The organism is Stenotrophomonas maltophilia (genome assembly GCF_001274595.1).
Lineage (GTDB): Bacteria > Pseudomonadota > Gammaproteobacteria > Xanthomonadales > Xanthomonadaceae > Stenotrophomonas > Stenotrophomonas forensis.
The window spans coordinates 2560948-2583407 of the sequence record NZ_CP011010.1 but is presented as its reverse complement, the minus strand read 5'-3'; the positions used below and the strand labels follow the sequence as shown (position 1 = coordinate 2583407).

The window sequence follows — 22460 nt, the reverse complement described above, 5'->3', positions numbered from 1 at the left end:
CTGGCTGGGGCGCCCGGTCGCGCAGGCGTGCCTCTACAGAAGCTGAATCGGTCAATTGTGAAGATTATAACTATACAGGATATCCGGTATAGTTATGGCGGCACTTCACCCTCATCAGGTTTCCCCCATGGCTCTGTCCCAGCCCTTGGTCGGTGCTCCGGCCCTGTCGCGCGCCCGCCGCTGGGCGCTGTTGTTCACCGTGGCCGCCGGCCTGCTGCTGGTCACGCTGGACAACTCCGTGCTCTACACCGCGCTGCCCACACTTACTGAAGAACTGTCGGCCAGTGCCGGCCAGGCACTGTGGATCATCAATGCCTATCCGCTGGTGATGGCCGGCCTGCTGCTCGGCGCCGGCACGCTCGGCGATCGCATCGGCCACCGCCGCATGTTCCTGATCGGCCTGGTGGTGTTCGGTGTTGCCTCGCTGGCCGCGGCATTCGCGGAGAGTGCGGCGCAGCTGATCGCCGCGCGCGCGTTCCTGGCGGTGGGTGCGGCGGCGATGATGCCGGCCACGCTGGCGCTGATCGGCCTGAGCTTCCATGAAGAGCGGGAGCGCAACATCGCCATCGCGATCTGGGGCTCGGTGGCGATCGTCGGCGCCGCGCTCGGCCCGATCATCGGTGGCTGGCTGCTGCAGCATTTCTGGTGGGGCTCGGTGTTCCTGATCAACGTGCCGGTGGTGCTGGTCGCCTTCGTGGCCACGCTGCTGCTGGCGCCGGAAGGCCAGCGCGATACCTCGCGCCCATGGGATCTGGTGTCGTCGGTGCTGGCGCTGGCTGCGCTGTCCGGGTTGGTGTTGGCGATCAAGTCGCTGATCGCCACGCCGCCGTCGTACGCGCTGGGCGCCGGCGCGCTGCTGCTGGCGGTCATCAGCGGTGCGGCGTTCGCGCGGCGCCAGCAGCAGCTGCCGTACCCGCTGCTGGACTTCGCGATCTTCCGCAATCCCGCGTTCCTGGCCGGCACGCTGTCGGCGGTGTTCACCCTGTTCGCGATGGCCGGCCTGCAGCTGGTCACCACCCAGCGCTTCCAGCTGGTGGCGGGCTTCACCCCGTTGCAGGCGGGCCTGCTGGTCTCGGTGGCGGCGCTGGGCAGCCTGCCCAGCGCGTTGCTGGGCGGCAGCATCCTGCACCGGGTCGGCCTGCGTCCGCTGATCTGCGGTGGCCTGGCCGCTGGCGCGGTGGGTGTCGGCGTGGTCGCGTTCGGCTTCCCGCATGGCCTGGGCTGGGTGGTGGCCGGCATGGCCATCACCGGCTTCGGCATGGGCTCGGCCATCTCGGTCGCGTCCACCGCCATCCTCAATAATGTGCCGGCGCACCGTGCGGGCATGGCCTCGTCGGTGGAGGAAGTCTCCTACGAATTCGGTGGCCTGCTGGCGGTGGCGATGCTGGGCAGCCTGAGCGCGGCGATGTACAGCGCCTTCCTGCCGGTCTCGGCCGACATGCCGGCGCTGGCCCGCGAGGGCTTCACCCAGGCCCTGCATGTGGCACGCGAGAGCGGGCAGGGCGAGTGGTTCACGCTGGCCACGGCCGCGTACGACCGCGGCTACCAGATCGTACTGCTGGTGATCACGGTGATGCTGGCGGTCGGTGCGACGATCATCGCGCGCCTGCTGCGCGGCCGCGTCGGCAGCCGCGAGGGTGCGGCCGATCGCGTAAAATGATGCGATGAGAACCAGCAAGCGCGACCGCATCCTCGACGCCGCCGTCAACGTGATCAATCGTGACGGCGTGCGTGCGGTGACCTTCGAGTCGGTGGCGGCCGAGGCCCAGCTGACCCGCGGCGGCCTGCTGTACCACTTCCCCTCGCGCGAAGCGCTGCTGCGTGGCATCGACGAACATCTGGTGCAGGCCTGGGAAGCGTCGATGGAAGCGCTGCTGGGCAAGCGCGCCGGCGAAGCGACGGCGCTGGAGCGCTACCAGACCTTCGTGCGGGTGTCGTCGCAGAGCGCCACCCGTGCCGAGCTGATGTTCATGCTCGAATCGGCCGACCCGGATGCCGATGAGCGCCCGTGGGGCCCGGCGGTACGACGCTGGGCGCCGTTGCCGCCTTCACCCGGGCAGGACGACCCGGCCGCGCTGGACAATTTCGTGGCGCGGCTGGCGGCCGATGGCCTGTGGATCTACGAAGCGATGTACGAAGGGCAGCTGGATGAAAGCGTGCGTGCCCAGGTCGCCGAACGCATCGCCGGGTTGCTGGCGAAGTCCGATGGGGCGGCCAGCTAGGCCATCGGCCATCGCGCGAGCATTGCTCTTGGTAGAGCCGACCGCTGGTCGGCTGCCCTGTAGCGTCGAGCCATGCTCGACGGCCTTTCAGGCAAGGCCGGCCAACCACGCCCGTGGCGACGCCCCCAGCCGCTTGCGGAAGGCCTTCGACAACGACGCGGTATCGGCAAACCCCACCTCGATGGCGACCTGCTTGACCGCCACGCCCGCACGCAGCTGCGCGCAGGCCAGGCTCAGCCGCCAGTCCAGCAGGTAGCTCGCGGGTGTCGCCTGCATCACCTCCTTGAACACTGCCGCGAAGGCGCTGCGCGACATGCCGGCGGTGGCAGCCATTCGCGGCAGCGTCCATTCGTGCTGTGGCGCCTGGTGCATCGCGACCAGCGTACGCGCCAGCCTTGCATCGGACAGGCCGCGCATCAGCCCATGGCTGACACCCGCCGCATCCGGGTGATCGACCACCCAGCGCAGGATCTGGATCAACGCCACCTCGAACAGGCGGTTGGTCAGCAGCCGTGAACCACAGCGTTGGCGATCAGCCTCGGCAAACAGCAGGTGCAGGGTGTCGTCCAGTTCGCTGATCGCAGCCAGCGGCACCACCATCACCGGCGGCAGTGACTGCACGATCGGATTGCGCGCACCACCATCGAAATCCAGCGTGGCGCAGGTGAAATCCGGTCCCTCCAGCGGCGCGTTGTGGAACACGTGGTGCAGCGGCTGCGGGTACAGCAGCAGGCTGGGGCTGTCGATCTTCAGTCGTGGCAGTGCGGTATCGCCATCGGGATGGCGGACCTCCATCTCGCCCTGGCGAAGGATGTGCAGGAACGCGCGCCCGGGCTGCGGCGCGAACACGTGACGTCCACACAGCGGCCCGCTGTGGAACAGCGCGGCCTGCACGCGGAAGCGCTCCAGCAGCGAGGACAGCCGGTCAGGCGCGGAGGTATCTGTGTGGGTTGCAGAAGCGCTCATGGACGAATGGACAATACGAGCGGCCGATATGGCCTGATAGGTCCATGGAGTCTACCTAGGATGGCCGGGTCGTCCAATCCCGGGCGCTTTCCCAAGGAGATCCACCATGTCCCGTGTCCCCCTGATCGATGCATCCGCCACCACCGCCGACCGCCAGGCCCTGCTGGGCCAGGTGCATGCCGCCTTCGGTGCCACTCCGGCGATGTTCCGTGCCGTGGCCAATTCCCCGGCCGCGCTGCAGAGCATGTGGGGGGCGTTCGGTGCGCTGGGCGCTGGCCGCCTGTCCCCGTTGCTGGGCGAGCAGATCGCCGTGGCCATTGCCAACCGCAATGCCTGCGAGTACTGCCTGGCCGCACACACCGCGCTGGGTCGCAAGGCTGGCGCCAGTGGCGAACAGATGGCCGCCGCGCAGATCGGGCAGTCCAGCGATCCGGCCACGGCCGCCGCACTGGACTTCGCACTGAAAGTGGTCGAGCAGCGCGCGCAGATCGCCGATGGTGATGTGCAGGCGCTGCGCGCGGCGGGTTTCGACGATGAGCTGATCGTCGAAATTCTCGCCCATGTAGCACTCAACCTGTTCACCAACTACGTCAACGTAGCGTTCGACGTGCCGGTGGACTTCCCGAAGGTGGCACTGCGCTGAGGCATGCCTCGGCCGGGGGCGAGGTGCTCCCGGCCGGTTTCAGACCGCCGTGTCGTCGTGCGTCTGCAGCCGCTCCGGATGGGTATACACGTTGAATCCGTTCTCGCGTGCGAACCCGACCAGGCACAGCCCGGCACTGCGGGCCAGGTCGATCGCCAGCGCGGTCGGCGCCGAGACCGCGGCCAGTACGCTGGCGCCGGCGCGCACCGCCTTGCTGACCATCTCGTAGCTGGCGCGGCTGGAGATCACCAGCAGGCCGCCGTCGATGACGTGCTCGTTGTGGTGCAGCGCGCCGATCAGCTTGTCCAGCGCATTGTGCCGGCCGACATCCTCGCGCACCCAACCGATCCGCCCGCTGGCGTCGGCCCAGGCCGCAGCGTGGGTGGAACCACTGACTTCGTTCATCGGCTGGTGTTGCGACAGGGTGGCCAATGCCCGTTGCAGCGCGGCATGCGGATAGGTGCGGCGTCCGCGGATCTGCGGCAGCGGACGCAGCACGTCCTCCAGTTGCCGCGTGCCACACAGACCGCAGCCGCCACGGCCCGGCAGCAGGCGTCCGTTGGCCGGGTCCAGATCGGCGCCGGGTGCGTCGTCGGTCACGGTCATCTGCAGCTCGATGCCCTCCAGCTGTGGCCGCACATCGATGGTCACCAGCTGCGACGGCGCGGTGATCAATCCCTCGCTGAGCGAGAAGCCCAGCGCGAAATCTTCCAGGTCGCAGGGGGTAGCCATCATCACCGCGAAGGCGGCGCCGTTGTAGCGCATCGCGACCGGCACTTCCTCGGCCACCACGTCGACCTGCTGCTGTTGCCCCTCGCTGCGCCAGCGCTGCATCGGGCGCTGGGCCGTGCCGGCAGGCGGGGTGTGCGGCGGGGTGGAGTCAGGCATTCAGCGTGTCCGGGCAAGAGGGAAACGCAGGTGGTGGACCACCCACGGCATCGAGAATAGCGCAGTGGCCGCGCGCTGACGCGGTGGTAACCGTTGTCATGACACGCTGTGCTGCAATCGGTTCCAGCCTCTGGCGCCGTCGCGTGGACCATGCTTGACTGTAGGGCTTGGCGAGCGGCCGAATGGCAGCACGCCCGCATTCCGCGCCGTTCTGTTGTTGCGTTCCTCCCGCCAGGTTCCCGAACATGTCCGAGCAGAAGCCACCGCGCTACAAGCCCTACAACCAGCCGGCCGGTGGCTGGGGCGCCGCCGGCGCCACCGCCAAGGTGCTGCTGCAGCAGAGCGTGATCGGCAAGGGCTCCAAGGCGCTGCTGGCGATGAACCAGCCGGGCGGCTTCAAGTGCCCGAGCTGTGCGTTTCCCGATGCCGACGAGCGCAGGAAGCTGGAATTCTGCGAGAACGGCGCCAAGGCGCTGGCCTGGGAAGCCACCCAGTTCCGTGCCGGGCGTGAGCTGTTCGCCCAGTACACCGTCACCGAACTGATGGCGCAGACCGACTACTGGCTGGAGATGCAGGGCCGGCTGACCGAGCCGATGCGCTACGACGCGGCCACCGATCACTACGTGCCGTGCAGCTGGGACGAGGCTTTCGCGTTGATCGGCCGCCATCTGCAGGCGCTGGACAGCCCGCACCAGGCCGAGTTCTATACCTCCGGCCGCACGCCCAACGAAGCGGCGTTCCTGTACTCGATCTTCGTGCGCGAGTTCGGCACCAACAATTTCCCGGACTGCTCGAACATGTGCCACGAGCCGACCAGCCGTGGGCTGCCACCGGCCATCGGCGTGGGCAAGGGCACCATCGTGCTGCAGGACTTCGAGCACGCCGAGGCGATCTTCGTGATCGGCCAGAACACCGGCACCAATTCGCCGCGGATGATGAGCAACCTGGTCGAAGCGCGGAAACGTGGCATCCCGATCGTGGCGGTCAATCCGATGCCCGAGCGCGCGCTGATCCGCTTCGCCGAGCCGCAGGACGTGGTGCAGATGGCCACGCTGGGTTCCACCGAAATCAGCAGCGAGTTCGTGCACATCCGCATCGGCGGCGACCTGGCGCTGATCAAGGGCATGATGAGGGTGATGTTTGAACGCGAGGCGCAGGGCGAGCGTGTGCTCGACCACGACTTCCTGGCCGAACACACCGTGGGCCTGGATGCGCTGCGCGACGATGTGATGGCGCAGGACTGGGACGATCTCGTTCGCGTTTCCGGCATCTCCGAAGCGCAGATCCGCCGCTGTGCGGAGATCTACATCCGCTCCAACGCCACCGTGATCTGTTACGGCATGGGCCTGACCCAGCACCAGTACGGCTCGCGCCTGCTGCAGCAGGTGGCCAACCTGCTGATGCTGCGCGGCAACTTCGGCAAGCCCGGTGCCGGCATCGGGCCGATCCGCGGCCACTCCAACGTGCAGGGTGACCGCACCGTCGGCATCGACGAGAAGCCCAAGCCGGCCTACCTGGACCGCGTGCAGCAGGTGTTCGGCTTCGATCCGCCACGTGAGCACGGCCACCATGTGGTCGAGTCGATCGAAGCGATGCTGGACGGCAGCGCCAAGGTGTTCATCGGGCTGGGTGGCAATTTCATCCATGCCGTGCCTGATACGGCGCGTGCCTATGAGGCGATGCGCGGCCTGGAGCTGACCGTCGGCATCGCCACCAAACTCAATCGCGGGCATCTGGTGCATGGCCGCGATGCGTTGATCCTGCCGGTGGTGGCGCGCTCGGAACGTATCGTGACACCGGCCGGCGAGCAGTTCGTCACCATCGAGGATGCGATGTCGAACGTGACCGCATCACGCGGTGTGCTGGAACCGGTCAGTGCCGAGGTGCTGCCCGAGGTCGAGATCGTCTGCCGCATGGCGATGGCAACGCTGCCTGGCAGCAAGGTCGACTGGGCCGCGTGCATGCACGACTACACCCCCATCCGCGACCTGATCGCGGCGGTGTACCCGGAGATCTACACCGGCTTCAACCAGCGCATCCAGCAGCCGCACGGCTTCCATCTGGATATTCCGCCGCGCCGCCGCGTGTGGCCCACCCCCAATGGCAAGGCCAACATCCTGGTGATGCCCGGCCTGGACGTGGACGAGCCGGTGGATGACCCCGAGATGCTGCGGCTGGCCACGGTGCGCTCGCACGACCAGTACAACACCACCATCTACAGCTACAACGACCGCTACCGCGGCGTGTACAACGATCGCATGGTGCTGTTCATGAACATCGAGGACCGGCTGGCGCGTGGGCTGCAGAAGGAGGCGCAGGTCAGCCTGGAGACGATCAGCCGCGATGGTGTGAGCCGGCGCATCGATGGCCTGACCGTGCTGGACTACCCGATGCCGCGCGGCGCGCTGGCCGGCTACTACCCCGAACTGAATCCACTGTTGCCGCTGGACTACTACGACCGCATCAGCGGCACCCCGGCGGCCAAGTCGATTCCGGTAAGGATGCGTGCGATGGCGGCGTCGATGACCTGATGCGCGCATCGGCTATCATCGACGCGTGAACCTGCCTGGCCTGCTGCTGCGATGGATGCTGCTTGTTGCCCTGGTGCTGAATGCACCGGCGCTGGCGCTTGCGTCGTTGCCGGATGCATCGGTGCCTACAGCAGGGCATTGCGTCGCCCCGCATTCCACTGCCATGGACGGATGCTGCGACGAAGCGGCATCAACGCTCTGCGCAAGCGGTGAGTGCGAATGCCCACCGGCCTGCCTGGGCATGCTGGCCACGTTGAATGGAACGCCCGCGTCGCCCTGGCGCGAGGCGCCTATGCCGTTCAACGCGGCGCAACGCGCGCCGCCGCCTTTGCCGGACCCGTTGCGGCCACCCATCGATTGATTCCTGCAGGCGCGCAAGCGCCTGCCATGGCTGCTCATTCTACTTACGACCCTGCCTGTGCCATTGATGCGCCGGTGGCGGGCGGTACTGCCCGCATCTGCAAAGGAATCAACCCATGAACCGTTCTCTCTCCCTCGGCCTGCTGCTGGGCACTGTGCTTGCCACCGCCGCCTGCGCACGCGCTGCTGAAGACGCCACCGCTGCGTCGTCTGCAGGGCAGGCCCCGGCGGCACCCGTCACGGCCAGCCCGGCCTCGATCGATCCCGCATTGCCGATCGCTGTCGTGCACAAGACCGCCAGCTGCGGATGCTGCGGCATCTGGGTCGACCACCTGAAGGCCGAAGGCTTCCAGGTGGAGGTGCGCGATACCGATGACATGAACCCGATCAAGGTCGGGCTGGGGGTGCCGGTCGGCAAGGGCTCCTGCCATACCGCCGAGATCGGCGGCTACGTGGTCGAGGGCCACGTGCCCGCCGAGGACATCAAGCGCCTGCTGGCCGAGCGCCCGGCGGCGCGCGGTCTGGTGCTGCCGGGCATGCCGGCCGGTTCGCCGGGCATGGAAATGCCGGATGGCTACGTGCAGCCGTATACCGTCGAGCTGGTGCGTACCGATGGCAGCATCGAAGCGTTCGCCGAGCATGGGCAGGACGGCTGACCTTGTAGAGCCGAGCCCACGCTCGGCTTGCTCTTTGTAGAGTCGAGCTGTGCTCGACTGTTCTTCGCTTCAGTCGAGCAAGCTCGACTCTACGGAATCAACGGGCCCGGACCGTTTCCTTGGCCAGCTGTGCGTCGAATTTCTTTTCGGCCTCATCCGCGTAGGCCTTGCAGGTCAGTGCCTTGGCACCTGCCTTGCTGCCGGCGGCATAGTCCCAGTGGCTGGCGCCCGGGTGTGGCGTCAGCAGCAGGTCGCAGGGCAGCCCGCGCACGGTGGCGAAGCTGCGCGTGTAGTCCTCGATCAAACGCGGATAGCGGACGTTGCCACGCAGCTGGTAGCCCGGCGCGCTCAGGCTGTCGGCATAGGCGATGCGCACCGGCTTGCCCTCGTGCGTATCGGTCCAGGTCCAGGCCGTGCTGCCGGGGGTGTGCCCGGGCATGAAGTGTGCGGTGAACGCGATGCCGCCCACGGTGACCACTTCGCCATCCATGATGATGCGGTCAGTGCTGGCCGGCGGATAGGTGATGTCATCACCGAAGTGCAGGTCATCACTGCCGCCGCGTGCCAGCAGGACCGCTGATTCTGCGTTGGCGACCACGCGTGCTCCGGTACGACGCTTCAGTTCCGCCACCGGGCCGGCGTGGTCGGCATGTGCATGGCTGAGCAGGATCAGCCGTAGGTCCTGCGCTGCCACGCCGCGCGCCTTCAGGTTGTCCAGCAGGTGGCCGGCCATCTGTGGCATGCCGCCGTCCAGCAGCACCGCGCCTTCGCTGGTCTGTACCAGCAGCGCGGTCAGGTTCTCGGTGCCGATCTGCCAGGTGTGGTCGGCAATCTGCAGCGGTGCCATCGGCTGCAGCCAGGACGCATCCACGGTGTATGCCCGCAGCTGCGGCAGCGGTGTTTCGGCGGCCGCCGCGTGGGCGGCCGGCAGTGCAGCAGCCAGGGTGAGGGCGAGCAGGGAAGAGCGCATGGTCCAGGTCCGTTTGAAGGAGGCCCAGAAACTAGCACGGGCCTCCTTCATCACGTTCCGCATAGATTTCATGGCTCCCATAAGGGCGCCATGGATCAGTACCGGTACTGCCACCCCAGCGTCAGCACCCGCCCACGGCCGGAGAAGTAGCTCGGGTTCGACGGCGTGGTCTGCGAGTAGTAGCTGATGTACTGCCTGTTGGCCAGGTTCTGCACGCCCAGGGTGAAGCTGTGCTTGTCCAGTGCATAGCGCGCGACCAGGTCCATGGTGGTGTAGCCCTTGAACTCGGCTACCCGCGCGCCCTGCAGGTCGAAGTCGCGGTCGAATGCGCGGCTGGCCTGCAGGCGCGTGCTCAGCTGCGGCGTCCAGTTCTGCTCCCAGAACGCGGTCAGACGGTTCGGCGCGATGTTGACGCCGGCCAGATCGCTGTCGAGGCGGCCATCGAGGTTGGCGTCGTAGCGGCCGTTGGCGCGTGCGTAGCCCAGGCCGAGGCGGCTGTCGCCCAGGCGCAGGCGCAGGTTGGTCTCGAAGCCTTCCACGCGGGTGGCCTGGCGCTGCACGGCATAAGCGTCGATGCCCGGGTCGTAGACCAGCACCGAGCCGAGCTTGGATTCGGAGGTGTAGTAGGCGATGTCACCGCTGAAGCGGCCATCGTCGTACTCCAGCCCGATTTCGCGGTTGTCCGACACGACCGGGGACAGGTCGATCAGGCTGTCCACGCGCTGGCCGTCACGGTTGATCGCGCGCAGCACGCGGCCGACGTCGGCCACCGTGTAACCCTCCGAGTAGGAGGCGTACGCATTGAGGCGATCATTGATGTACCAGACCGCGCCGAAGTTGGGCAGGGTCTCGCTCATGGTCGGCTTGCCGCCGGTCACCTTGCGCGCGCCATAGCGGGGCAGGGTGGTGTAGTCGCCTACTTCCAGCTCGCCCTTCTCGTAGCGCAGGCCGCCGGACAGCATCAGGTGGTCGGTCGGCCACCAATGCAGCTGCAGCAGTGGCGACAGGCTCTGGTAGGTGGTCTGCGGCACCCAGTTCATGCCGCTGGCCAGCAGCACCTGGTGGGTGCGGTCGCGCAGGCCGTCCAGGCCCAGGGTCACGTCCAGCGTGGTGTCGTCGATGCGGGTCCAGCTCTGGGTCAGCTTGAAGCCGCGCTTGTCCGATTCGTTCTGGGTCTGGTCCCACGCAGCATTGGCGCCGGTGTTGCCCCACGGGTCCCACTGGCTGGCGCCATAGCGGCCCTCGAAATCGACCGCGAAGGCCTGCGCCTGGAAACGGCCACCGAGCAGGTCGGCGGCGCTGTAGTCCAGGGTCAGCGAGCGCGAGCGGTTCATCGGCGGCTCCAGCGGCGTGTCACCGCGCACCGAAATCGTCGGCCGACCGGTGCGGTAATCACCGTTGACCGCCAGGTAATTGTCCAGCCCACGCAGTTCGTAGCGGTTGGCCATCAGCTGCAGGCGATGGCCCTCGGCCAGGTTCCAGCCCAGCTTGGCGAACACGTTCGACGAGGTCGAATCCATCAGTTCGCCCTGCGCATTGGTGCCGATCGAACGGCCCTCGCCATCATGGAACAGGCCCTGCTTCTCATAGGCCAGGCCGGCGACCAGGTCGAACTGCTCGCCGCGCACACCGACCAGCGCAGAACCGCGCTGGCCACTGTCATCGCGGCGGCTGGGCAGGGCGCTGCTGTAGCTGATGTGGGTGTCGAGCAGGAACGCACCGGGCTCGCTGGGCGCACTGCGGGTGATGATGTTGACGATGCCGCCGGTGCCACCGATGCCCTGCAGCGCGTTGGCACCATGGATGACCTCGATGCGTTCGATCATCGCCGGGTCGATGGTGTGCGAGTCACGCGAACCATCGCGCAGCGGCGTCGACTGCGGTACGCCATCGACCATGTACAGGATACCGCGGCCGCGCATCGTTTCACCGTAGTTGGACATCTTCTCGCGCGCCGGCGCGAAGGCCGGAATCTGCGAGGACAGCACGCGCGAGACGTCCGAACCCAGCGCCAGCTGCTGCGCGATGTCTTCGCGGGTGAGCACGGTGATGGTGTTGGGCATGGCGGTCTCGCCCTGCGGCATGCGCGCGGTCGAGGCCGATACCGTGACGCGGGCCAGCGAGGTCGGCGCGGCACCTGCGGCCGCCCGCGCCGGGGCGTTGGCCTTTGCCGGCGCTGGCGCGGCGCTGACCACGAAGACGCCCGGCGAACGTTCCTGCAGGGCCAGGCCCTGTCCCGCCAACAGCCGCTGCAGGGCGTCGCGCGGGGTGTAGCGGCCATCCAGCGCCGGGGCCGTGCGGCCGCTCACGCTGTCGGCGGCGAACAGCAGCTGGATGCCACTCTGCCGCGCCAGCGTGTTGAGCGAGGCCTGCAGCGGGCCGGCGGGCAGATGCAGCTCCATCGGCGCAGGCGCGGCGGCCTGCGCGGCGGCGGGCAGGGCAGCGCAGAGGCAGGCGGCGAGCAGGGAGGGAGCCAGCCGACGCAGTGCGGCGGGCGAAACAGGGCGGGTCATTCGGGGGTCCTTCGGAGGGGTTCACGCACCTGCCGGATGGGACGGCGCACAACCCACCCTTGCGAAGGCGATCAATGGCGATCAATCGCGCCTGCGCAGGTGCAGGCTGCCATCGGCGGCGGCGTGCACCTGTACCGGCAGGATCTCCGGCAACAGTGCCACGGCGGTGTCGGCGCGGTCGGCGTCGAACACGCCGGACACCTGCAGCGGGCCCAGCGTGGGGTCATCCAGCACGATCGGACGGTCGTGATAGCGCTGCAGGATCCGCAACACCTCCACCAGCGGCAGCCGATCGAACTGCAGCCGCCCGGTGGTCCAGTCGGCCGGGTCGGTGTCGATCGCCTCGGGCGGAGAGATCGACCCCGGCTGCGCCAGCAGGCGCTGGCCGGGCTTCAGGCGCTGCTCGGCATCGCTGCCCTCGGCGCGTACCCCCACCTCGCCGCGCCACAGGGTCACTTCGCTCAGATCGCCCTGGCGATCCACATCGAACACCGTGCCGTAGTTGCGCACGCGCACCGGTCCGGCATCGACCTCGAAGCGTCGCCATGCCGAATGCTGTACCTGGAAGCGGGCGCGCCCCTGGATCAACACCACCTGCCGTGAACGCAGGTGGCGACGCACCTGCAAGTGGGTGCCGGCATCGAGCAGCAGGTGGCTGCCGTCGGCCAGATCGAGTGCGCGGCGTTCGCCTGCCGCCGTGCGATGGTCCTGCACCTGCCAGGCCGGATCGACCAGCAACAGCGCGCCGGCCATCAGCGCCAGTGCGGGCAGCACGACCTTGGCGGCACGGCCGCCGCGACGACGCTGCAGCGTTTTCGGATCCGGCAGCGGAAACCGTTCCTTCAGCGCATCGCGATGCTGGTCGAGCAGTTCATCGGTGGTGGCAGCCTGCGACGGCTGCGGCCGCGTGGGAGGCCCGGGTGTACGCCTCATTGCTGCATGGCCTGCCGGCGGCAGTCGGCCATGGCCAGGCGCAGGTGGCGTTCCACCGCCTTCAGGCCGATACCCATCCGCAGCGCGACCTCGGCCTGGGGCAGTGCGTGGATCTTGTGCAGGATGAACACCTGCTGGCGCCGGCACGGCATGCGCTCGATGGTCGCGCTCAATTGCTGCAGCGCCTGCAGGCCCTGGGCCTGCTGCTCGGGCCCGGGCCGGGGGCAGGCATCGTCCGGCAGCTCGGCTCGCGCTTCCACCCAGTGCCGGCGAAGATCTTCGGCGCGGCAGCGATCAACCGCCGCGTCATGCGCGATCCGGCGCAGCAGCGCGATCGGCTGCCGTGCATCGTGCAGCGGCGGGCGCTCCAGCAGGCGCACGCAGACGTCGTGCACCACCTCGCGGGCCAGTCCGGGCGAGCGGAAGCGGCGGCGCAGGTAGTCCACCAGTTCCTCGTAGTGGCGCGCCAGCGAAGACACCAGCGGCAGCGCAGGTGGGTGAGGCGAGGGCAGCTGGGACATCCGGACCGGCAACAGGGGCGAGGGGCGGCTGCAGGGAGGGCATCCCTGCACGATGACGCAATACTAATGGGAACCGTTCGCGTTTGCTATGTCCCGGCAGCCATTGATTGTTCGCAGCGGCTGGAAGGTGAAACCACGATCATCGGCTGGAGCGCAGAATCGGCCCGGGCTAGCCTGCCAGCAGGCTCAAGGAGATCGTTACATGCATGTGCTTCTGGTGATCACCGCTGGCGTCCTGCTGCTGGGCGTGTTCCTGCTGTTCGGCCGGCTCTGGAGCGTGGGCAGCTCGCAGCTGCCTGCCGCGCTGATCGCGTTCATCGCCACCTGGCTGCTGGTCTCGGTGGCCAACATGTGGATAGGGGTCAGCAAGGCGGGCTACGCGGTGCGCGAAGAACTGCCGATCCTGCTGCTGGTGTTCGCCGTGCCGGCACTGCTGGCGGGCCTGCTGTACTGGCGCCTGGCGCGCTGAAGGCCCGCCATGAGCACCCGACTGCGCCTGCCCGCGCTGCGCCATCGCGATGGCCACCATGCCCGCGTGACCTACGAAGAACTGTTCTTCGACCTGGTCTACGTGTTCGCGGTCACCCAGCTCAGCCACCACCTGCTGCACCACCTTGATCTGGCCGGCGTGCTGCAGACCCTGGTGCTGTGGTTCGCGGTCTGGCTGGGCTGGCAGTACGCCTGCTGGGTCAGCAACTGGTTCGACCCGCAGGCGCCGCGCATCCGCGGCCTGCTGTTTGCCACCATGCTGCTGGCGCTGCTGATGTCCTCGTCCATTCCCGAGGCGTTTGCCGACCGGGCCTGGATGTTCGCCGGGGCCTACGCCACGATGCAGGTGGGGCGCACGGCATTCGTCCTGTTCGAGGTCGGCCGCAACCATCCGCTGGCGCCCAACTTCCGCCGTATGCTGGCTTGGGTCAGCGTTTCGGCGTGCTTCTGGCTGGTCGGTGCCGCGGCCGATGGCTCTCTGCGCCTGGCGTTGTGGGCGGTGGCGGTGGCCTGCGAGTACATCTCGCCGATGTTCGGTTTCGCGTTCCCGGGCATGGGCCGTTCGCACACCCGCGACTGGACCATCGAGGGCGGGCATCTGGCCGAACGCTGCCAGCTGTTCGTCATCGTGGCGTTGGGCGAAACCCTGCTGGCCACCGGCGGCGTGCTCAGTGAAGTCGAGCACTGGAGCGGCGAAGTGGTCTCGGCGGTGCTGGCCACGTTCGCTGGCACGATCGCCATGTGGTGGCTGTACTTCGGCATCTCCAGCCGCGATGCCACCGAGGCCATCACCCATGCCGAAGACCCCGGGCGGATGGGCGCCAACTTCCATTACGTGCATGCCTTGCTGATCGCCGGCATCATCGCCACAGCGGTGGGCAACGACCTGGTGATGGACCATCCGGGTGCAGCCGTCAGCACGGTGTACGCCACCGTGATGGTGGCCGGGCCGTTGATCTATCTGCTGGGCAGCGCCCTGTACAAGCGCGTGGTCTATGGACACACGCCGCGCTCGCACCTGCTGGGCGCCGCGGCGCTGCTGGTGCTGGGCCTGCTGTTGCCGTGGCTGCACCTGCTGGCCGCCGGATGGCTGACCAGCCTGGTGCTGCTGGGCGTCGGCCTGCTGGATACGCGGATGAAGCGGCGCACCCGGCAGGTGGAGGGCTAGAACCCGCCGCCGGTCTTGAAGCCACCGCCACCACTGATGCCACCACCGCTCTGGAAGCTGCTGCCGCTGGAACTGGAGCTTGAACTCGAACTCGAACTCGAGCTGGAGCTTGAACGAGAGCTTGAACTGCTGGATCCGCCCGCAAGCAGGTCGAACAGGCTGCCAGAGGAGCGGGTGGTGCTTCGGCTGCTGGTGGTGCTGAAGAAGGATGCGGCGACGGTGGCCGGGGCGGCGGCCCGGTAGCTCGGTGCCTCGTACGCCTGACGCTCGATATCCGCAGCGGCCTGGTAGCTCCTGCGCGCAGCCTGCAGGCTGTCCAGGCGCTTCTTCAGCACGGCCATTTCGCGGGTGTGCTCGCCCACCATGCCATCGATCTCGCCCAGGCGCAGGCGACTGCGATGGATGCGTTCGAGCACGGCATCGTCCTCGCCGGAGGCAGTGGCGGCGACGCGTCGGTACAGGTCGTCCATGCTCTTGGCCGACAGCGTGCGCGCCAGCGCGGTGAGCAGGGCGCCGCCTTCGGCATCGGTCCAACTGCGGAAACCATTGATCTGTGCCTGCTTGGCATCCACGGTCTGCCGATGCAGCTGCTCAGCCAACAGCGCCTGCGCCACTGCGCTCTGTGCCGTCTGCAACTGCTGGCGCAGCGGGTCGCCGCCGGCGTCGGCGAGGGCGGCGTCGCGGGCCTGCTGCACCGGCTGGCGGGCCGCCTCGACGTCGGCACGGGCCCGTCCGGCATGCTCCTGCAGATAGGGCGGAAGCTCGACCAGCGTGGCGTACTCGCGACGGGCACGGTCGAAGCCGCACAGCTCGGCCAGCCAGCCATCGACCGTGCGCACCAGCGGCCAACCGCGATAGGCCGCGCTGCCGAAGCTGCGACGGTGCAGGTACATGAAGATCGGGTCGGCCTGGTAGGCGCCGGCCTTGGCATCATGCTCCGACTGCGCAGAGGCGGCCATGCGTTCGACCGTGTCGGCGCGTGCCTCGGCCAGCTGCAGGTCGTCCTGCAGCACCCTGTAGGTGGGTTCCGCTTCCAGCGTGGTGTCCACCTGGTTCTGCAGGGCCTGCCACTGGCCGCCAGCGGCGTCGCGTGCGGCAACGGCCTCCTGCGAGCGCTGCTGCAGCGACTGTTCGATGTCCAGCAGCGCCTGCAGCTCGTCGGCCAGCACCGCCGCTTTGCGATCGCGGCGCTGCAGGTCGGCGCTGGACTGCTGCAGCAGGTCCCTGGCTACCATCGGCGGCGAATCAATGGCGGCCTCGGCCTGCAGGCGGGCCAGTGCATTGAAGTCTTCGCGGACCCGGTCGTGCAGCGCTTCCTGCTCCTTGACCAGGTCCAGGCACTGGTCGCCGCGCGTGGCCAGTTGTGCCTGCACCTGGCCGATATCGGTTTCGACATCGGCAATCGCGTCGTTCAGATCTCTCATGTCAGTTCCTTACCCATCACCATTCGGTGATGTAGCCGCCGGTGGTGGGCATGCGGAAACGCGGCGACAGGCTGCCGCGCGGCTTGCTGCCGATCTGGTCATCTTCGATGATGCCGTTGTCCTGCTTGTCGGCTGCGACCCGGTTGTAGGTGGCCTCCGGCACGCGTACGGCGAACAGCGAGGCCCACTCATCCTTGCCGGTCTCCTCGTTGCGGATCAGCAGTTCGGTGGCGTTGCCGGCCTCGTCCAGCGCTTCGGTCACCAGGTAGTAGTTGCGGCTGCCATTGGCCTTTTCGCTGTAGCGCCAGACGCCGGTACGCTCACCGTCACGGTTGACGATGCGGTAGACCAGGGACTTGGACAGCAACGCCACCAGCTGGCCGACCTCGTCGATCGCCGGCCCGGCTTCGGCCAGTGTCTCGACGCGGACCCGCTGGGCGGCCTGGTCCAGCGCACGTTCCAGCCGTTTGCGGTCTTCGCCCGCAACGCCCGTGGCCAGGCCGTCGGCCTTGAGCTGGGCCAGCCGCTCGTTGAGCGCGGCCAGCTTGTCGGCGCTGCCGATCAGCTCCTTCAGCGTGGTGACTGCCAGGGTGGCCGCGGCCATGTCGCCGGCGCGAAGTGCAACATCGCCGGCGGTGTAGGCGCGTGCGCGTACCTTCTCGGCGTCCGGCGTGAGGCGTGCCGCCCTTGCGGCGGTGTCGGTGGTGTCCAGCAGTTCGCTGGCATCGATGGCCTGGCCGAGCGTGGTCACCCGCTCGGTCAGTGCGGGCAGGGTTTCCCTGGCGCGCGCCAGCAGCGCTGCGGCGGCCTGCCGCTGCTGCTCCACCTGGGCGGCGGCCTGTTCGCCGGTGGCGCTGCCACCACTGCTGATACGCGTGAGTTTGTCCTGGCGGATCAGGGTGGGCAGGCCCGCCATGGCGGCGGGCACGCCGGCGAAGCGCCGCTGCGCTTCCGCCAGCGCTGACTGGGCGCGCTCGGTCAGGGGCTGCAGGCGCTCCGCACTGGCGTTGGCGCGCGGCAGCAGCCCCTGCAGGGACTGTTCCTGCCGGGCCAGCAGGGCGCGCGCTGCTGCGGCCTCCTGCTGCTGCGCTGCCACCTTGTCGTTCAACACCTGGACGTTCTTCTGCACGTTGCTTTCGTGCACGAACGCGCCGAAGCTGCGCGCCATCATCAGCAGCGCACCGAGCACCAGCAGCACCAACGCCGCCATCAGCGCCCATTTCAGCAGCCGACGGCGATCGATCCAGCGTCGGGCCAACCAGGCCTTCCAGCCACGCGGCGCAGCATAGAGGTAACGCTGCTCACGCTGGGCCTGGATGCCGGCCTCGACGATCTCGTCGGAGACCTCGATACCCTGCGAGCGATACAGTTCAAGCAGGCGCTGCTTGAGCCTCGCCTGGTCATGGCCGCTGTCGGCCAGTGCCTTCATTTCGGCATTGCGGTAGCGCAGCTGGTCGACCACATCCATGGTCAGCAACGCATCCTGCAGCTCGGCAGGGGCCATCGTCGCACTCACGTCAGCGCGGCTCCGGGCTCGGCGGTGCCTGCAGCAGTGCGGCGAAACGCTGCTTGCCCTGTTCGACATACTCGGCAATCTCCACCGAGTCGCGGGTGGCCTGGCTGCGCAGCTGCTCGATTTCCTGCAGCGACGTCTCCTGGAAGCGCACCACCGCATCGACCAGCTTGCGCACCGAATCGACGCCGATGGTGGCGCCGTAGCCGGCCTTCAGGCCCTCGTGCAGCACTTCATCGCCAATGTTGGCCACCGCTTCCAGCCCCTTGGAGGTACCCTCGGTCATCGCATTGAGCGCCTGCGTGGACTCATGCAGCCCCATCTGCGTGGTGAAGGCCAGGTTCAAGGCGGTGAAGCTGGTTTCGTTGGTGGAGAAGAACACCACCGAGCGCTCGTTGACGCGGCGCTTGACCTCGTGCGACTGGTGCACGCGCAGCATGATCGCCTCGGAGGTGGCGTAGTTCACCTGCAGGTTCTCGGCCAGGTCCTTGGCCAGCTGGTAGCGCGACTCTTCGGCCTGGCTGTTGCGCAGCGCTTCATCGCGGGCCATCACCAGGCGGCCGGTATCGGCGGCATCGGCGGCCGGGTCGGCCGATTCCACGCGCTGCTGCGCCTGCTTCAGCGTTTCGCGCGCTTCGGCCAGCCGCTGCTGCTGCAGCTTCAACAGCTCATGCGCCTGGATCTCGGCATCCTTGATCGACAGGCGGAAGTCGCCGTACATCTCCAGCACGCGCGATTCACGCTGCAGCTGCTCGGCCGAATCGCGGCTGACCTCCAGGAACGTACGGCGGATCTTCTCGAACCGGCTCGGGATATCGCCGCGGGTGACCTTCATCCACAGGTTCTGCAGGCGCTCGCCCATGTCGATCTTGCCGTCGCGGACCTGTTCGACCATGGTGCTGGCATCGTCACGGATGCTGTCGAAGGCGCGGACGATCTCGGTATAGCGGTCGGACACCTTGGCCGAGCTGATTTCATCACGCATCACGGCATTGAAATGGCCGGACTGCTGCAGCACCCGGGCGATGGCCACCACGCGGCCCTGGTCAAGCGTGGACAGCTGCGAAACCAGCGCGATGGCCGGTGCGTTGTTGTCCTGCGGGGCGGCCAGGCCCAGGCTGCGCAGCGTAGCCATGGCGCGGTCGAGGTAGGTGGTCGGCGCGGTAGCGGCCGGCGTGGCAAGGAGAGTGTTCTCGGGCATTTCGACGGCTCCGGTCAGGGCAAGCAATGAGGAACCTGCCGCGCCAAACGGGCAGGGTGCTGCGAAACAGAGGGGAAGGGGAGCGGGAGCCGAGTGCTGCGCGGCAGGCCGGCTCGGTCGAGGGCGGCTGGCCCGGCAAGGGCGACGAAGATGTCCTGTTCAAGCATGGTGCATTCCCTGCAGATCGCCCCCTGGCGTTTCCGTGCCCATTGTAGCGGCGGTGACGGGCAGGTGAAGCCCCACCGATGGCAGGGTGGAGTAGCGTTGGCGCACATGCAGGTGCAGGCAAGCGAGGCCTTCGTGCAGAACCTACCGCAGTGGTTGATCTGGGCTGGACTGTCTGCCGTGTTCGCGGCGCTGACCGCGCTGTTCGCCAAGGTCGGCGTCAAGGGCGTCGACTCGGACCTGGCCATGGCCATCCGCACCCTGATCGTGGCGGCGGTGATCCTGCCGCTGGTGGTGGTCACCGGCAAGTGGTCCAACCCGCTGCTGCTGCCGGGGCGCACCCAGCTGTTCCTGGTGCTCTCCGCCCTGGCGACCGGCGCCTCATGGCTGTTCTACTTCCGCGCGTTGCAGAGTGGCGAGCTGGCCAAGGTCGCGGTGGTCGACAAGTTCAGCGTCGTGCTGGTGATCGTGCTGGCCTATCTGCTGCTGGGTGAGCGACCCAGCCTGCGCGAGTGGAGTGGCATCGGCCTGGTCGTGGCCGGGGTGATCGTGCTGGCCACCCGGAAATAGCGCAGGCGGAATGCTGTGCGACGCTGCCGACCGCTCTGCCTTGCTGCTGGGTCAGGGCGAGCCCGCCTGCAAGCGGTCGTACATCCGCACCAGGTCGACCAGGGTGCGCGCCCCCATCTTGCGCATCACCTGCGCGCGGCGCACCTTCACCGTGATCTCGCTGACCCCGAGGTCGCCGGCGATCTGCTTGTTGAGGCGCCCGCGCACCACGCCATCGACCACCTCGCGCTCGCCGGCATTGAGCGTGTTCCAGCGCTGCTGCAGGGCACCGAGTGCCTCGCCGTCGCGGCGGCGCTGGCGGTCCAGCTCGATGCCCCTGTGGATCGCATCCAGCAGCTCCTGGTCACGGAACGGCTTGGTCAGGAACTCGATGGCGCCGTCCTTGATCGCATTGACGCCCATGGCGATATCGCCGTGGCCGGTGATGAACACCACCGGCAGCTGCAGGCCATGCGTGCCCATGCTGCGATGGAACTCCAGCCCGCTCTGGCCGGGCATGCGCACATCCAGCACCAGGCAGGCCGGTGCATCGTCCAGTTCGTGGTCCAGGAGCGCCTGGGTAGAGGCGAAGGCCCTTACCTGCAGTCCCATCGACGCCAACAGATCTTCAAGCGCCGCGCGCACCGAGGGGTCGTCGTCGATCACGTAGACGATCGGTGCCGGATCGGCAGCAGGGGCAGTGGGCTTACGCATGAGGGACATCCGTGGCGATGGGCAGGTCGAAGACGAAGCAGGCCCCGCGGCCGCTCGGGCGCTCGGCGCGGATCTGGCCGTCGTTGGCTTCGATCATCGAACGGCTGAGGCTGAGGCCGAGGCCAAGACCGTGTGACTTGGTGGTCCAGAACGCATCGAACACACGCTCGGGATGGTCGGCGGGGAGGCCGACACCGCGATCGCGCACACTGAGGCTGATCCGCGCGCCATCGCGCTGGGTCAGCAGCGACAGGCGCCTGTCAGCGGCAGGCACCGCTTCCATCGCGTCCACCGCATTGAGAATCAGGTTGCCGATCACCTGCTGTACCTGTACGCGGTCGGCCTGCACCGGTGGCAGGTCGGCATCCAGCAGCAACGCCACCGCCACGCCATGCCGATCCAGCTCGCTGCGCGACAGTGCCAGCATTTCTTCCACCGCCTGGTTCAGATCGAAGGCGCGTCGCTGCGGCGCGGCACCCTGGGTCAGGCCGCGGATGCGCGCGATCACGTCGCCGGCGCGGTGCGCATCGGCCAGGATGCGGGCCACGGTCTGCCGTGCCTTGTCCACGTTCGGCGGGTCCTGCGCCAGCCAGCGCTGGCAGGCCTCGGCACTGCTGGCGATGGCCGCCAGCGGCTGGTTCACCTCGTGCGCGATGGAGGTGGTCAGCTCGCCTACGGTTGACGCGCGCGCGACCCGCAGCAATCGTCCCTGGGCCTCCTGCACCGCCGCCTTGGCCGCTTCCATGTTCAGGGCCAGATAGGTGGTGATGCCGATCACCAGCATGCCGATCACCGAATTGACCAGGCCGATACGGTAGGTGCCGAAGCGGGTCAGGAAGAAGCTCAGAGCGGTCAGCGCGATGCAGGCAAGGGCCAGCGTGATCAGCCCACGGGCGGCCAGCACGCGCGAGGCGGCCAGGATGACCGCCGCGTAGAAACACGCCGCCGCAACGGCGTAGTCGGTGACGGTGTCGATCAGGAAGATCGCCGCCATCACGACGATCAGGGCCAGCAGCACCAGCGGGCGACGGGGCGACAGCGATGGCATCGGGACAGCTCCCTGGCGTGGGCGGAAAGGATAGCAAAGCGATGCTGGGTAGTGCCGGCCGCTGGCCGGCAGACCGCGGCGTTCAGGCTTCTGGTAGTTGCCGACCTTGGTCGGCAGGCCCGGGCAGGAATCATGATGCCTGAGGGATTCTGCCGACCAAGGTCGGCATCTACCAAAGCAACACGTGGAAGCGCTGAGCCACGCCCGGCGGAACGCATCCGGCGGCCGGCGCTACTCCTCCAGGCTGGCGTTCCAGAACCCCTGCAGTACGCCAGGCGTGGTCGCCAGCGTTGCCAGCACGGCATCCAGTTCGCCGGCATCGACCGTGGTGGCGTACAGCACTGCTTCGATCTCCACATCGCGTTCGCCAAACGGCCGCTGGTCCACCGCGCGTACCGGGTACTGCGCCTGCTCCAGCAGCAGTAACAGCTGGTCAAGCACGTCGGCCTGCTGCTCGCGCTGGCAGACCACGTTGATCGCATAGGTTGCTTCACTGAAGGCTTCCGGCAGCGGCTGCCGCTGGATGCGATTGACCACCGGCCGCAGCAGCGTATTGGCGGCCAGCACGAAGATCGCGGCCATCACCGCTTCCGGCAGCAGCTTGATGCCGGCGCACGCACCCACCGCCGCCGAGCCCCACAGGGTGGCGGCGGTGTTCAGGCCGGACACCTGCGCGCCGTCCTTCATGATCGCGCCGGCACCGAGAAAGCCGACGCCGGAAATCACATAGGCCACCACATGCAGCGGCGACGGCGGCCCTCCGTACAGGTCATGGAAGCGCACGGCCAGGTCGACGAACACCGCCGCGCCTACCGCCACCAGCGTGTTGGTACGCAGCCCGGCGGTGCGCTGGCGCAGTTGCCGTTCCAGGCCGATGGCCGTTCCCAGCACGAAGGCCACCGTCAGGCTGATCAGCGAGCTCAGGGTGGCGCCGGCGTTGAACGCCGGCAGGTTCGGATTGATGTCGAGCATCCATTTCTCCCTGG

Annotated in this window: 20 protein-coding genes; 8 read left to right on the top strand and 12 right to left on the bottom strand. The window is 67.9% G+C overall.

Annotated elements, in window-relative coordinates:
* Nucleotides 1-127 precede the first annotated feature (127 nt).
* On the top strand, nucleotides 128-1660 hold the full coding sequence (locus tag VN11_RS11890) for an MFS transporter (RefSeq protein ID WP_053449871.1): 1533 nt from the start codon (nucleotides 128-130) through the stop codon (nucleotides 1658-1660).
* Nucleotides 1661-1664: 4 nt separating this feature from the next.
* Nucleotides 1665-2222: a TetR/AcrR family transcriptional regulator gene (locus tag VN11_RS11885; protein WP_053449870.1), complete on the top strand. Its 558-nt coding sequence runs from the start codon at nucleotides 1665-1667 to the stop codon at nucleotides 2220-2222.
* A gap of 87 nt (nucleotides 2223-2309) precedes the next feature.
* On the opposite strand, the gene VN11_RS11880 is transcribed toward VN11_RS11885, so the two are convergent.
* Nucleotides 2310-3188, bottom strand: coding sequence for an AraC family transcriptional regulator (locus VN11_RS11880; RefSeq protein WP_053449869.1), 879 nt, complete (start codon nucleotides 3186-3188; stop codon nucleotides 2310-2312).
* 106 nt (nucleotides 3189-3294) lie between these two features.
* Here VN11_RS11880 and VN11_RS11875 point away from each other — a divergent pair, with 106 nt between their 5' ends.
* On the top strand, nucleotides 3295-3831 hold the full coding sequence (locus tag VN11_RS11875) for a carboxymuconolactone decarboxylase family protein (RefSeq protein ID WP_053449868.1): 537 nt from the start codon (nucleotides 3295-3297) through the stop codon (nucleotides 3829-3831).
* A 39-nt stretch (nucleotides 3832-3870) separates the two neighbouring features.
* Here VN11_RS11875 and fdhD read toward each other — a convergent pair whose 3' ends face one another.
* Nucleotides 3871-4719: a formate dehydrogenase accessory sulfurtransferase FdhD gene (gene fdhD, locus VN11_RS11870; protein WP_053449867.1), complete on the bottom strand. Its 849-nt coding sequence runs from the start codon at nucleotides 4717-4719 to the stop codon at nucleotides 3871-3873.
* Between the two features lie 245 nt (nucleotides 4720-4964).
* On the opposite strand from fdhD, the gene VN11_RS11865 reads away from it, so the two are divergent.
* Entirely contained in the window at nucleotides 4965-7250 is a 2286-nt protein-coding gene (locus VN11_RS11865; protein ID WP_053449866.1) for an FdhF/YdeP family oxidoreductase, read from the top strand.
* Nucleotides 7251-7726: 476 nt separating this feature from the next.
* Nucleotides 7727-8266: a DUF411 domain-containing protein gene (locus VN11_RS11860; RefSeq protein ID WP_080374924.1), complete on the top strand. Its 540-nt coding sequence runs from the start codon at nucleotides 7727-7729 to the stop codon at nucleotides 8264-8266.
* A 97-nt stretch (nucleotides 8267-8363) separates the two neighbouring features.
* Here VN11_RS11860 and blaL1 read toward each other — a convergent pair whose 3' ends face one another.
* The 4 genes from blaL1 to VN11_RS11840 all read right to left on the bottom strand — a co-directional run bounded on the left by blaL1 (nucleotide 8364) and on the right by VN11_RS11840 (nucleotide 13203).
* Complete coding sequence (gene blaL1 / locus VN11_RS11855; RefSeq protein WP_053451316.1) at nucleotides 8364-9236, bottom strand: L1 family subclass B3 metallo-beta-lactamase; 873 nt, start codon at nucleotides 9234-9236, stop codon at nucleotides 8364-8366.
* Nucleotides 9237-9331: 95 nt separating this feature from the next.
* Entirely contained in the window at nucleotides 9332-11749 is a 2418-nt protein-coding gene (locus VN11_RS11850; RefSeq protein WP_053449865.1) for a TonB-dependent receptor domain-containing protein, read from the bottom strand.
* An 81-nt stretch (nucleotides 11750-11830) separates the two neighbouring features.
* The gene (locus VN11_RS11845) at nucleotides 11831-12682 is read right to left on the bottom strand and encodes a FecR family protein (RefSeq protein WP_053449864.1); all 852 of its coding nucleotides are present in this window, start codon (nucleotides 12680-12682) and stop codon (nucleotides 11831-11833) included.
* Nucleotides 12679-13203 carry an RNA polymerase sigma factor gene (locus tag VN11_RS11840; protein ID WP_053449863.1) on the bottom strand — a complete coding sequence of 175 codons (525 nt, stop codon included), beginning with the start codon at nucleotides 13201-13203 and terminating at the stop codon, nucleotides 12679-12681. The genes VN11_RS11845 and VN11_RS11840 overlap by 4 nt, the downstream gene beginning before the upstream one ends.
* A gap of 202 nt (nucleotides 13204-13405) precedes the next feature.
* Between VN11_RS11840 and VN11_RS11835 the strand changes: the two genes are divergently transcribed.
* Together VN11_RS11835 and VN11_RS11830 are read left to right on the top strand one after the other, a co-directional pair.
* A complete protein-coding gene (locus VN11_RS11835; RefSeq protein WP_008265432.1) occupies nucleotides 13406-13672 on the top strand; it encodes a hypothetical protein in 267 nt (88 codons plus the stop codon).
* A 9-nt stretch (nucleotides 13673-13681) separates the two neighbouring features.
* Nucleotides 13682-14860: a low temperature requirement protein A gene (locus tag VN11_RS11830; protein ID WP_053449862.1), complete on the top strand. Its 1179-nt coding sequence runs from the start codon at nucleotides 13682-13684 to the stop codon at nucleotides 14858-14860.
* Here VN11_RS11830 and VN11_RS11825 read toward each other — a convergent pair.
* Genes VN11_RS11825 through VN11_RS11815 form a run of 3 tightly spaced genes read right to left on the bottom strand, consistent with a single transcriptional unit; the run spans nucleotide 14857 to nucleotide 18998 of the window.
* A complete protein-coding gene (locus tag VN11_RS11825; RefSeq protein ID WP_053449861.1) occupies nucleotides 14857-16284 on the bottom strand; it encodes a hypothetical protein in 1428 nt (475 codons plus the stop codon). The genes VN11_RS11830 and VN11_RS11825 overlap by 4 nt on opposite strands.
* A 16-nt stretch (nucleotides 16285-16300) precedes the next feature.
* Complete coding sequence (locus VN11_RS11820) at nucleotides 16301-17800, bottom strand: DUF6384 family protein (RefSeq protein WP_238581796.1); 1500 nt, start codon at nucleotides 17798-17800, stop codon at nucleotides 16301-16303.
* A gap of 1 nt (nucleotide 17801) precedes the next feature.
* Nucleotides 17802-18998, bottom strand: coding sequence for a hypothetical protein (locus VN11_RS11815; protein ID WP_053449859.1), 1197 nt, complete (start codon nucleotides 18996-18998; stop codon nucleotides 17802-17804).
* Nucleotides 18999-19271: 273 nt separating this feature from the next.
* On the opposite strand from VN11_RS11815, the gene VN11_RS11810 reads away from it, so the two are divergent.
* Complete coding sequence (locus VN11_RS11810; RefSeq protein WP_187299768.1) at nucleotides 19272-19733, top strand: EamA family transporter; 462 nt, start codon at nucleotides 19272-19274, stop codon at nucleotides 19731-19733.
* A gap of 51 nt (nucleotides 19734-19784) precedes the next feature.
* On the opposite strand, the gene VN11_RS11805 is transcribed toward VN11_RS11810, so the two are convergent.
* The 3 genes from VN11_RS11805 to VN11_RS11795 form a co-directional block, all read right to left on the bottom strand.
* Entirely contained in the window at nucleotides 19785-20426 is a 642-nt protein-coding gene (locus tag VN11_RS11805) for a response regulator transcription factor (RefSeq protein ID WP_053449858.1), read from the bottom strand.
* On the bottom strand, nucleotides 20419-21474 hold the full coding sequence (locus VN11_RS11800) for a sensor histidine kinase (RefSeq protein ID WP_053449857.1): 1056 nt from the start codon (nucleotides 21472-21474) through the stop codon (nucleotides 20419-20421). Before VN11_RS11800 ends, VN11_RS11805 begins: the two co-directional genes overlap by 8 nt.
* A gap of 231 nt (nucleotides 21475-21705) precedes the next feature.
* Nucleotides 21706-22446: an MgtC/SapB family protein gene (locus VN11_RS11795; RefSeq protein ID WP_049457082.1), complete on the bottom strand. Its 741-nt coding sequence runs from the start codon at nucleotides 22444-22446 to the stop codon at nucleotides 21706-21708.
* Nucleotides 22447-22460: the final 14 nt, after the last annotated feature.

Bases quoted from the DNA above. Each gene is read 5' to 3' on its own strand.
- VN11_RS11815 (WP_053449859.1), bottom strand. From the start codon at position 18,998: ATGCCCGAGAACACTCTCCTTGCCACGCCGGCCGCTACCGCGCCGACC.
- VN11_RS11810 (WP_187299768.1), top strand. From the start codon at position 19,272: ATGCAGGTGCAGGCAAGCGAGGCCTTCGTGCAGAACCTACCGCAGTGG.
- VN11_RS11865 (WP_053449866.1), top strand. From the start codon at position 4,965: ATGTCCGAGCAGAAGCCACCGCGCTACAAGCCCTACAACCAGCCGGCC.
- VN11_RS11845 (WP_053449864.1), bottom strand. From the start codon at position 12,682: ATGAGGCGTACACCCGGGCCTCCCACGCGGCCGCAGCCGTCGCAGGCT.
- VN11_RS11805 (WP_053449858.1), bottom strand. From the start codon at position 20,426: ATGCGTAAGCCCACTGCCCCTGCTGCCGATCCGGCACCGATCGTCTAC.
- VN11_RS11885 (WP_053449870.1), top strand. From the start codon at position 1,665: ATGAGAACCAGCAAGCGCGACCGCATCCTCGACGCCGCCGTCAACGTG.
- VN11_RS11830 (WP_053449862.1), top strand. From the start codon at position 13,682: ATGAGCACCCGACTGCGCCTGCCCGCGCTGCGCCATCGCGATGGCCAC.
- blaL1 (WP_053451316.1), bottom strand. From the start codon at position 9,236: ATGCGCTCTTCCCTGCTCGCCCTCACCCTGGCTGCTGCACTGCCGGCC.
- VN11_RS11875 (WP_053449868.1), top strand. From the start codon at position 3,295: ATGTCCCGTGTCCCCCTGATCGATGCATCCGCCACCACCGCCGACCGC.
- VN11_RS11890 (WP_053449871.1), top strand. From the start codon at position 128: ATGGCTCTGTCCCAGCCCTTGGTCGGTGCTCCGGCCCTGTCGCGCGCC.
- VN11_RS11880 (WP_053449869.1), bottom strand. From the start codon at position 3,188: ATGAGCGCTTCTGCAACCCACACAGATACCTCCGCGCCTGACCGGCTG.
- VN11_RS11860 (WP_080374924.1), top strand. From the start codon at position 7,727: ATGAACCGTTCTCTCTCCCTCGGCCTGCTGCTGGGCACTGTGCTTGCC.
- VN11_RS11825 (WP_053449861.1), bottom strand. From the start codon at position 16,284: ATGAGAGATCTGAACGACGCGATTGCCGATGTCGAAACCGATATCGGC.
- VN11_RS11800 (WP_053449857.1), bottom strand. From the start codon at position 21,474: ATGCCATCGCTGTCGCCCCGTCGCCCGCTGGTGCTGCTGGCCCTGATC.
- VN11_RS11840 (WP_053449863.1), bottom strand. From the start codon at position 13,203: ATGTCCCAGCTGCCCTCGCCTCACCCACCTGCGCTGCCGCTGGTGTCT.
- VN11_RS11835 (WP_008265432.1), top strand. From the start codon at position 13,406: ATGCATGTGCTTCTGGTGATCACCGCTGGCGTCCTGCTGCTGGGCGTG.
- VN11_RS11795 (WP_049457082.1), bottom strand. From the start codon at position 22,446: ATGCTCGACATCAATCCGAACCTGCCGGCGTTCAACGCCGGCGCCACC.
- fdhD (WP_053449867.1), bottom strand. From the start codon at position 4,719: ATGCCTGACTCCACCCCGCCGCACACCCCGCCTGCCGGCACGGCCCAG.
- VN11_RS11850 (WP_053449865.1), bottom strand. From the start codon at position 11,749: ATGACCCGCCCTGTTTCGCCCGCCGCACTGCGTCGGCTGGCTCCCTCC.